The organism is Algoriphagus sp. AGSA1, from assembly GCF_021390545.1.
In the GTDB taxonomy this organism is placed as follows: Bacteria; Bacteroidota; Bacteroidia; order Cytophagales; family Cyclobacteriaceae; genus Algoriphagus.
Genome location: NZ_JAJUWR010000003.1, coordinates 197,138 through 212,225, shown reverse-complemented (window position 1 = coordinate 212,225; position 15,088 = coordinate 197,138). Strand labels below are relative to the sequence as shown.

At 43.7% G+C, this 15,088-nt stretch carries 11 protein-coding genes; 5 read left to right on the top strand and 6 right to left on the bottom strand.

Annotated elements, in window-relative coordinates:
- Window positions 1–35 precede the first annotated feature (35 nt).
- On the top strand, window positions 36–1,181 hold the full coding sequence (locus tag LZF95_RS03095; RefSeq protein ID WP_233753533.1) for a DNA polymerase III subunit gamma/tau: 1,146 nt from the start codon (window positions 36–38) through the stop codon (window positions 1,179–1,181).
- A 149-nt stretch (window positions 1,182–1,330) separates the two neighbouring features.
- Window positions 1,331–1,756: a hypothetical protein gene (locus LZF95_RS03090; protein ID WP_233753532.1), complete on the top strand. Its 426-nt coding sequence runs from the start codon at window positions 1,331–1,333 to the stop codon at window positions 1,754–1,756.
- Here the strand turns inward: LZF95_RS03090 and LZF95_RS03085 are convergent.
- From LZF95_RS03085 to LZF95_RS03070, 4 genes are all read right to left on the bottom strand, one after another.
- Window positions 1,753–2,745: a DUF3078 domain-containing protein gene (locus LZF95_RS03085; protein ID WP_233753531.1), complete on the bottom strand. Its 993-nt coding sequence runs from the start codon at window positions 2,743–2,745 to the stop codon at window positions 1,753–1,755. The two genes, LZF95_RS03090 and LZF95_RS03085, sit on opposite strands and share 4 nt — an antisense overlap.
- Window positions 2,746–2,769: 24 nt before the next feature.
- Window positions 2,770–4,356, bottom strand: coding sequence for a lytic transglycosylase domain-containing protein (locus LZF95_RS03080; protein ID WP_233753530.1), 1,587 nt, complete (start codon window positions 4,354–4,356; stop codon window positions 2,770–2,772).
- Between the two features lie 67 nt (window positions 4,357–4,423).
- Window positions 4,424–5,068, bottom strand: coding sequence for an O-methyltransferase (locus LZF95_RS03075; RefSeq protein WP_233753529.1), 645 nt, complete (start codon window positions 5,066–5,068; stop codon window positions 4,424–4,426).
- A gap of 2 nt (window positions 5,069–5,070) precedes the next feature.
- Entirely contained in the window at window positions 5,071–6,300 is a 1,230-nt protein-coding gene (locus tag LZF95_RS03070) for a pitrilysin family protein (protein WP_233753528.1), read from the bottom strand.
- Window positions 6,301–6,848: 548 nt separating this feature from the next.
- Between LZF95_RS03070 and LZF95_RS03065 the strand changes: the two genes are divergently transcribed.
- Window positions 6,849–8,141 carry an aminopeptidase P family protein gene (locus tag LZF95_RS03065; RefSeq protein ID WP_233753527.1) on the top strand — a complete coding sequence of 431 codons (1,293 nt, stop codon included), beginning with the start codon at window positions 6,849–6,851 and terminating at the stop codon, window positions 8,139–8,141.
- An 85-nt stretch (window positions 8,142–8,226) separates the two neighbouring features.
- Here LZF95_RS03065 and LZF95_RS03060 read toward each other — a convergent pair whose 3' ends face one another.
- Window positions 8,227–8,604 (bottom strand): hypothetical protein, encoded by a 378-nt coding sequence (locus tag LZF95_RS03060; protein WP_057937312.1) that lies wholly within the window; start codon window positions 8,602–8,604, stop codon window positions 8,227–8,229.
- Entirely contained in the window at window positions 8,601–10,007 is a 1,407-nt protein-coding gene (gene rlmD / locus LZF95_RS03055; RefSeq protein ID WP_233753526.1) for a 23S rRNA (uracil(1939)-C(5))-methyltransferase RlmD, read from the bottom strand. Before rlmD ends, LZF95_RS03060 begins: the two co-directional genes overlap by 4 nt.
- A gap of 310 nt (window positions 10,008–10,317) precedes the next feature.
- On the opposite strand from rlmD, the gene LZF95_RS03050 reads away from it, so the two are divergent.
- Together LZF95_RS03050 and LZF95_RS03045 are read left to right on the top strand one after the other, a co-directional pair.
- On the top strand, window positions 10,318–11,139 hold the full coding sequence (locus tag LZF95_RS03050; protein ID WP_233753525.1) for an SDR family oxidoreductase: 822 nt from the start codon (window positions 10,318–10,320) through the stop codon (window positions 11,137–11,139).
- Entirely contained in the window at window positions 11,140–15,024 is a 3,885-nt protein-coding gene (locus LZF95_RS03045; protein ID WP_233753524.1) for an ATP-binding protein, read from the top strand.
- Window positions 15,025–15,088 lie beyond the last annotated feature (64 nt).

The window sequence follows — 15,088 nt, the reverse complement described above, 5'->3', positions numbered from 1 at the left end:
CTTCTTGAGTATAGAGTTTTTTATATCTTGCAGCGATGGAAAATTTCGTCGTTTCGGCAAGAAAATACAGACCGGCAGATTTTAAAAGCGTAGTAGGGCAGCAGCATATTACCACCACGCTTCAGAATGCCATAAAAAACAATCACTTAGCCCAGGCTTTTTTGTTTTGTGGTCCACGTGGGGTGGGTAAGACTACTTGCGCCCGTATCCTTGCCAAAACGATAAACTGTGAAAATCTACAGGCGGATTTCGAGGCCTGTGGGCAATGCGATTCCTGCGTTTCCTTCCAAAACAACAGTTCCTTCAATATCTACGAACTGGATGCTGCCTCCAACAATTCCGTAGATGACATTCGAAATCTGGTAGAGCAGGTACGCTATGCCCCACAAAAAGGACAGTACAAAGTCTATATCATTGATGAGGTTCACATGCTTTCAAACCAAGCCTTCAATGCTTTTTTGAAGACTTTGGAAGAACCTCCCAAGTACGCCATCTTCATTTTGGCGACTACAGAAAAGCACAAAATCATCCCTACCATACTTTCCCGTTGTCAGATTTTTGATTTCAATAGAATACAGATCAAAGACATCGCCGAGCATCTGAAGTATATAGCGGAAAAGGAAACCGTGGATTTTGAAGAAGAAGCGCTACGATTGATAGCTACTAAAGCCGACGGTGCCCTTAGGGATGCATTATCGATGTTTGACTTGATAGTGACCTACTCTGCAGGTAAGAAAGTGACGTATCTGGAAACCATCGGTAACCTTCATATCCTTGACTATGACTATTACTTTAAAGTAGTAGATGCCTTGGTTTCCGAAGACCTTTCCCAGGTTCTGCTGATTTTTGATGAGATTCTCAAGAAAGGATTTGACGGGCATAATTTCATAGTTGGCCTATGTGAACACCTCAGGGATTTATTGGTAGCTAAAGATCCTGCTACTGTACAGCTGATAGAAGTGTCGGAATCGGCCAAAGAGCGCTACCTGCAACAGACTGAAGCGTCCTCTTCTTCCTTTTTGCTATCAGCACTCAACATTGCGAACCAATGCGATATACAGTACAAAACTTCCAAAAATCAGCGTTTGCATGTAGAGTTGACGTTGATGAAAATGGCTAAACTCCCCCAGGCTTTCCGCTTATCCATGATGGCTGCGGAGGAGGCAAAAAAAAAAGCCTGACAACCCCTGAAGCTGAGCTTGTTAAAGAGCCGGTTCCCCTGCCACCTACTGGTGGAACTATAAAGTCCAGTCTCCTGCACAAGACTATTCCTATTCCAAAAACACTTACCCATACCAAACAATTAGCTGAGCAAAAGCTAAAACAGGATTTGGAAAGGGCTAAAGCCAGTGTAAAGACTGAAGTGGTCGAAGTGATAGAAGAGGGCAGGGAACTGACCCAGGAGATTTTGGATGAAGTCTATGTGGATGTGAAAAATCATTTTCAGCAGCTCGGTAAGAGCTTGGAGTTGGCGATTCTAGGTCAGTCCATGAAGCTTAAAAACGGGGTGGTGCTTCTTGAGGTAATGGGTCATGTGCAGGAGGAAATCGCACAGAAAATGAAACCTGAGCTGATCAAGGTGATCCGGGAGCTAGGCAAAGTAAAGCCGTTTAAAATTGAGCTGGATCTGAAAGAAGAGCTGGAGTCTGAGCGAAACAAGCTTTATACCAGCACAGATAAATTTAATTTCTTAAAGGAGAAACACCCTGCACTGGCTGAGTTTCAGCGGAAATTTGGGTTGGAGACAGACTTCTAGAAATCCAGGGATATCCCAAAATTGATCAGGTTCTGTAATTGCACGGCTTGCCTGGACGTACCGTCATCCTGCTTGATAAACACCTCCTCATCATAGATCAAAACGGTTTCTATCCGGGTGGAAATAAACCTGTTGACTTTCATTCTGATAACAGAATTGAAGTTTACTACCATATTTCCAAATACCTCATAGTTGGAGAACAGGTTGATGTCAGACTTCCAGGTCACGTTTTTCATCAACTGCACATCCGTGACAGATGCGGCAAGAGAAACCCCGGCCTCCGCGCGTACATTTTCTCCGGGAACTACCCCGAATGCGCCAGCCCTGCTCAAGGAATCATCCAGTACGATCGTAAATCGACCTGTAAATGGAGAAAGAATAACAGATATTTTACTATTGTCTTTGTAGGTTTTTCGGTAGTTGAGACCGGTGGAGGATTGCAGATATCCCGGGGACAGCAGATCTGAAATTTTGGTGCGGACTTCTACATCACTTCCTGAGGGCCTGGTGTACTTGTATCCTGCAAGGAGCTGGGTTCTGGCATCCAGCTGGGTCGATAGGTAAAAAAACTCCGAGAGCTCTCTACCATAATTGCTCACAAAGGTGAAATTGTCATTAGTCTTCCGCGTACGGTATGCCCTGTCGTCTTGCCTGTTGAACCCCAAACTTACCGTGAGTTGGGTGTCCCATACTTTTTTATCCTTTTTGTAATTGGCAAAGAGGGTCAGACCGGAATTCAGGGCAAAGGTGCTTGCGCCACCGGCCGCCCAGTTGGACAAGGTGACTTGCTGGATATTGAGATTGTAATTTCCTCCGGTTTTCCAGAAGATCTCCTTTACAGGATCCGGTATCAAAAGGGAATCGCCAAGCATCAATAGCGTGTCGCCGTTTATGAGTACTGTATCAGGAATATACTGCCTGTCCTGAGCCTGAGCAGTCTGGCTGAGGATGAGTATGAATAATCCAAAAATCAGGAGATACTTTGACATTTAAAAAGACAGGGGGATTGCGGATCAGGGGCGAAAGATAACCAATTTCTGCCCAATGGATATGATGTTTTGACTTCCGATGTTGTTCCAGCTTTTCAATTGATCGACTGTCACACCGTACCTTTTACTTATTGCAAATAGGGTTTCACCGCTGGATACTGTATGAGTGATTCTTGACGAAGAAACTGCCGTGTTAGCAGGAGTCACTGTATTGGTTTTTGTTTGTTGGCCCACTGAAGTGGGGGAATTACTCGCCATGACTTGTTTTGCAGGTGCAGGTGCGGAAAGATTTACCCTCGGGATTTCCTCGCCACGCTTTCTGTGCTCCTGGAGATTCAGAACCATACCGGCTTTCAGGTCGCTGTCTTTTCTGATCCTGTTTTTAGACTTTAAGGCAGCTAACTTTATCCCGTATTTCTGAGAAATACTCCAAAGCGTCTCGCCTGGTCTTACAATGTGTGTGGCAACTTCAGCACTGGCCTTTTTTTTCTCGGTATAGTAATACTCACCTGCTTCGATACGCTCTCCTTTGCTGAGGTCATTCAACCGTCTCAGTTTGCCTTCTCTGACACCTACTCGGTCAGAGAAAGTGCGCTGTGTGGTAGTCTGTGCCGCTTGTACACCATCCAGATTATTCACGGTGATTTGGTCTGGTTGCGATGCTTTAGTGGTATTTCCTGCGATTCTCGGGAAAGAATTGGCTTGTTTATAAGCAGGAGAAGAAGTGGCCGAGGAGGAGTTGTTCGAAGTGGAAGGAAGGGTTTCGGCTATAACAGCTTGCTGTATTGGTGCTGATCCATCCTTGACGTAAACTACTGTGTAAACCCGGTCTCCGGGGATTTTACCATTTCGTGTCCATAGATTGTATTCTTCCAGCTGGCTTACAGGTACGCCGTATTTTTTCGCCAATGCTGCAAGAGTGGTGGGGCCTTGAACCCGATCCTCCATCATATACACCCCATTGCTGGTGAATTGGACAGTTGGGCTTCCAAATGCAATCTTATGGGCCAAAAACTTCTTGAAATACCAGTGGGTGTTCCTGTCCACATCTACTATTCTTTTCCCGTTGTACTGTGTGCCGAAATAAGCCTTGGCTCCTCCCAGTCCCATTTGATAGGAGACCAACGCGCACATCCAGTTGTCAAAGCTCCTGTTGTGCTTTTGCAGATATAAAGCGGCCCCTTTGGTGGAGGAGACTATGTTCTTGCGTTCATCGATTTGGTTATCCACCCTTAAGAATACCTCCTCTGCGGTGCCTTGCTTGAATTGCCAGAAACCTACAGCATTGGATGTGGAAACGGCATCTCCGATCAGGCCACTTTCCTGGATTACCAGGTACTTCAGGTCGGTGGGCACACCGGCATTTCTAAGTTCCCGCTCTACTATAGGCATGTATAGGTTTACCCTCGCCTGTTTGATTTTAAAATAAGAGGGGTTTCTAAATTGTGCATCTACATCTAGCTGGATCTCACGTCTGGCCTGGGGATTTATTCTTACCACGAGGTTGGCAAATTCCAGTTCCGCGGGAACTTGCGGGATTTGAGCCAGAAGATTATGTTGGTTAAAAAATGTTAGGATGAAAATTAAGGAGAGGATATTATTGGTCTTCATTCGAAAATAGCTTTCATCTTATGTTTAGTCATCGTTTTAGCAAAAATGGTTCCCTTTTGCTTGTACCTTAAATTTTTCTTGCTACCATCACCCCATCACGGATGGGAAGCAAGGCGTTTTCTACTCGGGGGTCTTCTTGAATCATTTTGTTGAAGTCCAAAATAGCCTGCGTGTCCTTGTCTGTTTTCTTCCCTTTTTCCGTCAATACTTTTCCTGACCAGAGCACATTGTCTGCCAGGATGATTCCCCCGGCACTCATTTTATCAATGATGAGCTCGTAATACTTGCCATAATTGATTTTGTCAGCATCGATGAATGCCATGTCAAAAGGCCCAGGCAGATCAGGTATTATGTCGAGTGCGTTGCCTAGCCGATAGTCGATCTGCCCTGCAAGTCCGCTTTCTTCGAAAAAGCCCCTCACCATCGTTTCCAGTTCGTCGTTGATGTCCAGTGTGATCAGCTTGCCTCCAGGTTTTAATCCTCTAGCCATACAAATCCCCGAATATCCGGTATAAGTGCCGATTTCAAGAATTGTATGCGGGTTTTGCATTTTGGTAAACAGCTCCAGTAATTTCCCCTGTAGATGCCCGGAAATCATTCTCGGCATCATCACTTTTGCCTGGGTTTCTCGGGTGATTTTTTGGAGCAACTCATCTTCTGCTGAAGTATGGTTTTCGCAATAGGCTAGCAGTGCGGTATCTATAAATTCCATGATCAGTGGGGGGTATAGGTGAGGTAAGTCAGCATATCAGGATTGAACATCTCCTCGGCAATTTCTTGTAGTTCTAAAGCAGTGGTGTTTCGTATCTGTTGGAATATGTTTTCCAAAGGATCTACTTTACCATGATCCAGCATGCTTTTGCCATATACCAGCATAAGTGCTGAGTAGTTTTCTTCTGCCATGGCCATCTGCCCCACTGCCTGCTCTTTGGCCATGTGGAGTTGGATAGTTCCGAGTTTGGTGTTTGCCATTTTGCTCATTTCTTTGAGTACCAGAGACTGTGCTTTCCTCAGGGTTTTTCCTTCAGTACCGAAGTAAATCCCGAAAAATCCGATATCCGAAAATGGCTGATAACTGGATTCTATGCTATAGACGTACCCATGCTTTTCCCGAAGCATAAGGTTAAGCCTGCTATTCATACTCGGCCCTCCCAGGATATTGTTTAGGAGATATAATTTAAAACGATTTTTGTCATAAAGGGAAAAGGCAGGTCGGCCTATGGCACAAAGCGACTGGCTTACGTCTCTCTCTTGGGTTTTGATTTTGGGAGAATAATCCTTGAAGTGACTTCTTACATAGAGACTTCTTTTGGCTTGGATCTGGGATAATGGCCCCTCCATTCCCTTTAATACTTTCTGAAAGGAAATATTCCCCACCACAGAAAATATGATCCTGGAGGTATCCAGTCGAGTGGAAATAAAATCAAAAAAATCCCGCTGCGTGAAGCTGCCTACTGTTTGTTCAGTCCCAAGGATATTTCGTCCTAGTGCATGGTTCTCAAAGACCAACTCATCCAGCTCATCCTGAATAGCATCCTCAGGGGAATCCCGGTACATGGCCATCTCCTCAAGAATTACCTGGCGCTCTTTTTCAATCTGTCTTTCGGGGAAAGTACTGTTGAATGTGATATCGTACAGCAGTTCGGCGGCTTTGGTATAATGCTCCTTCAGCGTGGAAGCGTAGAAGCATACTTTTTCTTTGGTAGTATAAGCGTTGAGTTCTCCGCCAAGTGACTCGAGGCGGTTGAGTATGTGGAATGTTTTTCTCTTTTTAGTGCCCTTGAAGGCCATGTGTTCCCAAAAATGCGCAAGACCTTCTTGTTCTTTGGTCTCATCTCTACTTCCTATATCCAATATAAATCCGCAATGAACTAGTCTGGTATGGGTAACTTCCTGATGGACAATCCTAATGCCGTTACCAAGTTCTTTAATGTTTAATTCCATGCTATAATTTACCCTTTCGGTAATATACAAAGTAAAGCAGGAAATTGGTTCCGGATCAATTTCTAACCATATTTTCGGAACAGAATTAGTAACTTTCCATTTCAGAAGCAGAATGCCATATATGATAAATAGCAGGTGATGATTGCTAAATGACAACCAGGTATGTCCGCTTTTCCACCACTCTAACAACTGCATAAGTAGGATTGGGGAAACACTAGTGTCGGGAACACACTTCAGTCATGCATCTGTCTTTTGTCTCATAAAGCAAAGGAAATATGAGCAATGGCAACACTGTGGCTAATCACAAAACAATAATAGATACATGAATCAATCCTGCCTGCCACAGGCCGACATGACTCAAAAGTCCACAGAAGGATGATTATAAGCCATGCTGCCTGCCCATAGGGAGGTATGACCATTTAAAAACAAAAAACAAACAGATGAAATCGAGCATGTCGAGAGCGACACACACTTGGATAATTATAAGTCATGCGAGATTCCACCTGCTTGCCTGCAGGTGTGACCACTGAAAAACAAATTATAAACATATGAAATATCAATCACTTCCCAGTTCACTTTATGTTAAAAACCGCGAGAAATTCTGTTACAGGCTAGCTGAGAGCAGTGTGGCGATCTTCAATTCTAATGATATCATGCCTACCAATGCTGATGGTACGATGCGCTTTCGGCAGAACAATGATTTATTTTACCTTACGGGAATAGATCAGGAAGAGACTATTTTGCTCTTGGCTCCGGATTGTCCCAATCCTAACATGCGGGAAATACTTTTTCTGAGGGAGACAAACGAGCATATCGCCATCTGGGAAGGCCACAAATATACCAAGGAGGAGGCTGAGGCTACGTCAGGGATAAAAAACATTCAATGGTTAGGCAGTTTTGATCAAGTATTCGGTACTGTGATGGCATTGAGCTGTAACATCTACCTGAATACCAATGAGCATCTTCGGGCCGGAGTGGTGGTAGAAACCCAAGATGCGCGCTTTATCAAAAATTGTAGAGAAAAATTCCCTCTTCATACCTATCACCGTTCGGCTCCTATCATGCACAAGCTGAGAGGGGTGAAGGAAAAGGAAGAGATAGATCAGTTGCAGATAGCCTGTGATATTACTGAAAAGGGCTTTCGCAGGATCCTTTCCTTTGTAAAGCCAGGAGTGACTGAATATGAGATAGAGGCCGAGTACCTGCATGAGTTTGTGAGAAACCGGAGTAACGGTTTTGCTTACCAGCCCATCATCGCTTCCGGAGCATCTGCTTGTGTGCTCCACTACATAGAGAATCACAAGGAATGCCTTGCCGGAGAAATGCTACTAATGGACGTGGGTGCGGAATATGGGAACTACAATGCGGACATGACACGGACTATACCTGTCAGCGGGAGATTCACCGAGCGGCAAAGAGCGGTGTATGATGCCGTACTTCGTGTGCAAAAAGAAGCTTCTCAGATTTTGAGGATAGGTACCAATATTCAGGATTATCACAAGGAAGTAGGATTGATCATGCAAAGTGAATTGATGGGGTTAGGCCTAATCGATCAGACTGACATCAAAAATCAGGACCCGAATTGGCCGGCTTACAAAAAGTACTTTATGCACGGAACCTCCCATCACCTAGGGCTGGATGTGCATGATGTGGGCACCATGCATGGCCCGATCAAGCCGGGAATGGTATTTACCGTGGAGCCCGGTATTTACATACAGGAAGAAGGGCTTGGAATCAGACTGGAAAATAACATTGTAATCCAAGAAGGGAAAGGCTACTTCGATCTGATGGGAAATATCCCGATAGAAGCTGAGGAAATCGAGGAATTGATGAACAGCTAATTTATTCTTTCGGAAATATACTAGCTACAAATAAAAAAGCTTTACCAGCTAAAAGGTAAAGCTTTTTTGATGTCCAAATTTGGGATCAGTCATTTGGATATGGAATGTAAACGAAACTTGTAAAAGCCCCATCCATCACAAAAAGACAACAAAATTCGTCCGGGTCTTTATATGCTTTCTGGAAGTCAGGCAGCGCTTCTTCCGAGATTAATTTCCGCTGCACAAACTCGTCCACATAGGTCATAAAGTAATTCCAGTCCAGTCCTTTTTCCTCTTTTCCTACAAAGATTTTCCCGATAGGCTGCATTTCCTTGGAGATAGGGAAAATAGGGTAATCAGAGAATTTTCGGGTTCTGATCTGGTAAGAAGCTTCCTTAAGCGCATCCGAAATTTTGATGAAATCACTGGTGATTGTACCTAGGTACTTTCCGCTTAATTCTGGATCATTGAAATCTGAAATCATGACTTTAAAGTTAAGAGTACAACATTTTCTACGTGATAGGTCTGTGGGAACATGTCCACAGGCTGGACTTTTTCCACTTTATATTTTTCACCCAAAAGTGCCACATCCCTAGCCTGGGTGGCAGGATTACAGGAGACGTAAACGATCTTGGGAGCATTCAGGCGCAATAGTACCTGGACGACTTTTTCATCCATTCCGGCACGTGGTGGGTCAGTGATGATCAGGTCGGGTGCAGCGTGATTGGCGATGAATTCATCGTTAAGGATGTCCTTCATGTCCCCTGCATAGAAGAGTGTGTTGTCCAGTCCGTTGATCAGGGAATTTAGTTTAGCGTCTTCTATGGCAGCTGCCACATATTCTATCCCTATTACCTGCTTGGCTTTTTTCGCGACAAAATTGGCTATCGTGCCCGTCCCTGTGTAGAGATCATAGACCACTTCATCACCTTTCAGGTCGGCAAAATCCCGGGCAACTTTATATAATTCATAGGCTTGCTCCGAATTGGTCTGATAGAAGGATTTTGGGCCTATACGGAATTTAAGCTCTTCCATTTCCTCTTCTATGAAGTCCTGTCCGGCATAGGTCACCAATTCCAGGTCATGAAAGGTCTCGTTTCCTTTGGTGTTTATTACATACAGAAGTGAGGTGATTTCGGGGAATTTTGTATTCAAATGCCCCATCACCTGTTGAATTCCTTCCCGATCATTTTCACCAAACTGCACAATCACCATAGATTGCTCTTTGCTCGTGGTTCGGATAATCAGGTTCCGTAGCAGGCCAACCTGATTTCTGATGTCATAAAAGCTCAGCTTGTTTTCCAAGGCAAACGCTCTAAGCTCATTCCTTACGTCATTGGAAATGCCTCCCTGAAGGTAGCAATGATCCACATCGATGATTTTGTCAAACATCTTTGGGATATGAAAACCCAAGGCGTTTCTGTCAAAATCCTCTCCGGATCGAATTTGGCCCAGGGTAAGCCATTTTTTGTTGGAGAAGGTGAAATCCAGCTTGTTTCTGTAGTATTTTGTTTTCTTTGAGCCTAGCGTTGGCCAGACTTCTGGTAGCTCTACTTTGGCGATCCGTTGGAACTGGTCCACGACTTGCTGATGCTTATAAGTCTTCTGCAAATTGTAGTTGATATGCTGCCATTTGCAACCGCCGCATGTCCCGAAGTGGGAGCAAAAAGGATCTATCCTTTCTTTGGAATATTCATGGAATTTTATCGGTTCACCTTCCATAAAAGAGCTCTTGCCTTTCGTGATCCGTACATCCACTACATCTCCGGGGGCAACTCCCGTTACAAAAACCACCTTTTCCTCATGATGTCCCAAGCACTTTCCCTCCGAAGCTATACGCTCGATGAGAAGGTTGGAAATCACTTTGTTTTTCATTTTTCGCGACATGGGCGCAAAATTAAGTAAAAAACATGAGGTGGGTGAGCAGAGGGAGGATTACAGTGAAAATGTATCATTGAAGATCAGGTTGATTTTCGTCAGTTATACATAATCGGGGTTTAATGCAGGCTATTTATAATTGGTGCTGAATTTGAAAAAATCTTCATATAGAAAACTTTAAAATCGAAATTTAGGTTTAAAAAAGGCTGAGCATGTAATGGCTCAATCGAGTGACAAGTTGAAATCAATTGTTCCGATAGCTTTTTGATGTCCTCACCTCAAATTTTGGAAATCACAAATCAGTATCTTTGCACAAGCAATGAAACAAGAGAGTCTTAAAGATAAAGTAGTCATTATTACTGGGGCCACTTCTGGAATAGGGGAGTCTTGTGCCAGGATATTTGGGGAAGCGGGTGCCAGAATAGTTATTACGGGTAGAAACCAAGAAAAACTAGATGTCACCAAGGCAAAATTGGAAGCTGAAGGGATTCAGGCACTCGCGGTTTTGGCTGATGCCACCATATTAGCGGACAATCAAAGAATGGCTGAAACAGTGCTTGAGAAGTTCGGTAAGATTGATGTCCTGATCAATAACGCAGGTATTTCCATGCGGGCGCTGTTTGAACATCTTGATTTCGAGGTTTTCCGCAAGGTGATGGACACCAATTTTTGGGGGACGGTCTATGCCACTAAGTTCTGCCTGCCCTCTATTATAGAAAATAAGGGGACCGTGATAGGGATTTCTTCAATCAATGGGTTCAGAGGCACTCCTGCCCGAACGGCTTATACTGCCAGTAAATATGCGATGAATGGTTTTTTTGAATCCCTGCGTACCGAGGTGATGAAAAAGGGCGTCCATGTACTGGTCGCCTGTCCTGGGTTTACTGCCTCGAATATCAGAAAAAACGCACTTACCGCCCATGGATCTTCCCAAGGTGAATCACCTAGAGATGAGTCAAAAATGATGAGCTCAGATGAGGTCGCTGATGAGATTCTGAAAGCCACATTAAAAAGAAAGCGTGATCTGGTCTTGACCACCCAGGGTAAACTATTGGTGTTTTTGAACAAGTGGATGCCGGGTAGGCTGGATCATATTGTTTATAATCAGATGGCCAAGGAAAAAGACTCACCTTTCCACTAAATGCCTGATTCAATCTTTCAGACTTACCGGAATCGATTGGTAGACCTGTCTTCCAAAAACAGGTCACTTTATTTTCCAAAAACTGAGGGATTTGGAGTTGTAGATCTGAAAGAGTTAGATTTTTTGAATGGAGAAAATAGCTTTGAGATTATAATAAAGGCTATTTCCCCAAGGAAAGCGTTTCCTTTAATTCCCGAATCTGATCCCAGGATTGCCGGCGTTAATGCTACTTCAAAGATGTTTTCCAGACTTTCTTTTCGGGATCAGCTGACTAAAGAAGAAACAGGGGAGCGATCTCTGTTCTTGGGATGGCCATTTGTGGAGGGGAAATTAATCAACGGGCATGTTCTTAGAGCTCCATTGTTGCTCTTGAGTGTTGATCTTCAGCTTGAGAATGGGCAATGGGTTCTTTCGAAACTAGATGAATGGCAATGGAATCCGGCTTTTCTCTTGGCTTACAGCCATGGGTATGGGAAGGTCTTGGATGCGGATTTTTTGAATCAGTCCTTGCAGGAGCTGCCGACTGATGCCACAGCGTTCAGAACCGGGTTTTCCAAAATTCTCAATGATAATTTCTCCATTCAACTCAGTTCATCGCTGTTTGAAGATCAGCTGATATCCTTTCCGAATTCTCAAGTGAGTGTGGATTCCGGTAAATTTCAAGATGGAAAACTGGCGTTGAAAAGTTATGGGCTTTTAGGCCTGTTTGCTCAAAAAGACAATTATCTGTTTGCGGACTATGAAAAGCTGGAAATGGAGTTTGCTGAAATAGGCTTGGAGGAATTATTCACTAAACACTTTGTCGCTGGCGAAAACCAGCCATTGCCCAGAGAAGAACAGCTTTTTCCTGTTTTTCCGCTGGATGCCTCCCAAGAAAATGTCTTGACGAAAGTCCGGCAGGGGGGAAGCTTGGTGGTAGAGGGACCTCCGGGAACGGGCAAGTCCCAATTGATCGCAAATTTAGTTTCTGACTATTGCTCAAGAGGCAAAAAAGTGCTGGTAGTTTCTCAAAAGAGAGCTGCGTTGGATGTGGTTTTTGAACGGTTGGCATTTGCTGGTTTTGGTGATTTCCTAGCTCTGGTGCATGATTTTCGGGCAGATCAAAGAAATCTTTTTCATAAAATAAAAGCTCAAATCGAAGCTGTAGACTCTTATCAGGAGCAGAATAGGGGAATTGATTCCATTCAGTTGGAACGGGAAATTTCTAAATATTCCACGGCGATTTCCAGACTTTCTGAGAAGTTTGAAGGCTTTCGAATTGCGCTTTTTGATGCTGAATCTGCTGGAATTCCAATTAAGGCCATGTACCTGAATGCGGATTTGAAGAAACCGTTTTTTGAACATTCCGATTTGATTAAACTGGATTATCAGAAATCACATGATTTTGACAAAGCCTATAAAATTTACCATTCCTATCAGTTACAGTTCAAAGGTTCCTTCTGGGAAAAGAGAGTCTCATTCGCCCATTTTGAGGCGGTGGTTTTCCCGAGAATTGTCCAGAGTTTAAAGGAAATTGAGACTTTTAGAGTAAGGTGGGCAGCAGATCGTTCTGATGTTCACTTCGAAGAGCTGGCCGGTAGGATTTTGGCAACTGCTGATTTCTCAGACTCCTTAAAAGCGGTCGTTGATAAATTGAATCGATTGGAGATGCCTGAGTTGGCCATTTCCGCGATTTTTGATTCGAAGGCTAGCTTGGCGCTGAAGGAAGTCCATGATTGGATTTTATCCTCAATCGAAAAGCTCCAGGAGCTTTCGTTTGGGCTATCGGCCAATCCCGAAAATCTTTCCACTCTGGAACAGGAACTTGATTTATTGGAAACAAAAAGGAGGTCATGGCTGGGGAGAATCCAGATACAATTGAATAAGAGCAAATTCCCGTTGACTTTTGAAATTCTGGACAAGTCGAACCTGAAGCTAAACTCAAATTCTATATCGGGTATTCGTGTTGAGCTTGAGACTCTTAAAGCATTAAGTGCCGAACTTCTAGCCCTTCCAAAAATAGAAAGAATAGAACTCGACGGACTTTCTGCTGCGGGGTTAGAGAATCAGCTGGAATTATTATCCCCAATTCTTGATTGGGCTGATTTATGGGAGAGTCGACCGAAGCTACATTCATTGGTTAGCCAGACAGCAGACAGTTTTAAAGCTCAACTTGACACAATGCGTGAGTTTTCGGAATCATTTCAGCATTCATCGGTCAATTGGAAAGCTTATCTGAGTGATGGACAGATTTTGCATGTTTTCAACAATGGGCTTGTTACGATTGGCCCTGAATGGGACTTGAATCGGATTTTTTCTGAGCTTGTAGCTTTTGATAGATTTTTAGAAAATTCTTCTCCGATTACGGCTTTGCTTGCCAAAAAACTGGAAACGGATTACCCTGTGCTGAGTTTATCTGATCAGCTGTCAGTATATTGGAATTCATGGTATTTGGCTTGGATAACCCATTTGGAAGCCAAAAATCCCGTTTTGGCAGAAGCCGGGAGTCTCGCGATCCAACATGAATTGGGAGAATTGAAGGAGGCTATTCTTGAAAAAAGAAAGATAGCCAGACATATTGCTTTGCTTAGACTTCGGGAGCAGCTCACAAGTGAACTGGAATTTAACCGTCTGGGAAATCGACTGACTTATCGGGATTTGCTTCATCAGGTAAGTAAAAAGAGGCAGCGTTGGCCTGTTAGGAGATTGCTGGAAGAAATGGGGGAAGAGATTTTTCGCCTATTGCCCTGCTGGTTTGCCAGTCCCGAGACGGTTTCTGCATTGTTTTCATTGAAGCAGAACTTTGATTTGGTGATTTTTGATGAAGCATCACAGTGCCGGGTTGAGCGTGGGCTGCCTGCGATGCTAAGAGGCAGGCAAGTGGTGATTGCAGGTGATTCCAAGCAGCTTAGGCCTTCAGATTTTTATCAGGTAAAATGGGATTCTGACGAGGAGGGTCTGGAATATGAGGCCGAATCCTTGCTGGAATTGGCAGGTGATTTTTTTGAAAAACACCAGCTAAAAGGCCATTACCGCTCGGCTGATCCGGCTTTGATACATTTTTCCAATGCACATTTCTATGAAAACCAGCTGGAAGCTTTGCCTGATTATGCTACGGCTATGGCCGGGAAGCCTGCATTTGCCTGGGACAAGGTTGAGGGGATTTGGATGAATCAGGTAAATAAAATGGAAGCTGATGCAGTTGTTTTGAAAGTGGAAGCTATTCATCATTCATCTCCTTCGGATAGCATTGGGATTGTGACCGGGAATTATTTTCAGATGGAATTGATTCGGGAGAAACTCTGGAAAGCTGGTTTTATAGATGTGGGAATTAAAGTACGAAACATTGAAAATGTGCAGGGAGATGAGTTTGATCAAGTGATTTTATCCTTGGGTTACGCTCCCAATCCCGATGGGAAATTGATCACTAATTTTGGGTTGCTCGGAAAATCAGGGGCTGAAAATAGACTGAATGTGGCTATCACCCGGGCCCGAAATACAATGCATGTGATTTCAAGTATCGAACCGGTCGAGTTCCGGCCTAGCCAGCTTAAAAACCCGGGCTTAGCCTTGCTGCAAGAATTTCTCTCTTTTGTCCAAGAGCAAAGTAGAAAACCATCAATTCCTGCACCTGAAGCGAAAATCCAGGGTTATGAGATTGATTGGAGCCTGAAGGCCAGATTGCAAAAGTCTGATAGCTCATATTCACAAGATATCCCTTCCACAGTAATGGATCTACTTTTGATATCCTCAAGTGGCGAACAAAAAGCTATTTTGACAGATGATCAACGTTTTTTCAGTACTCCTACCGCAAAAGCCGCAATGGCCTATCATCCTATCTTGCTTGAGCAAAAAGGATGGAAGTGGGAATGGAAATGGAGTAGGGGGCAATTGAACTTAAGATAGAGACTTGATTAAATTATTGATTCTAATTTTTTGAATGATAAATCATTCATTAATTGTATTTTTA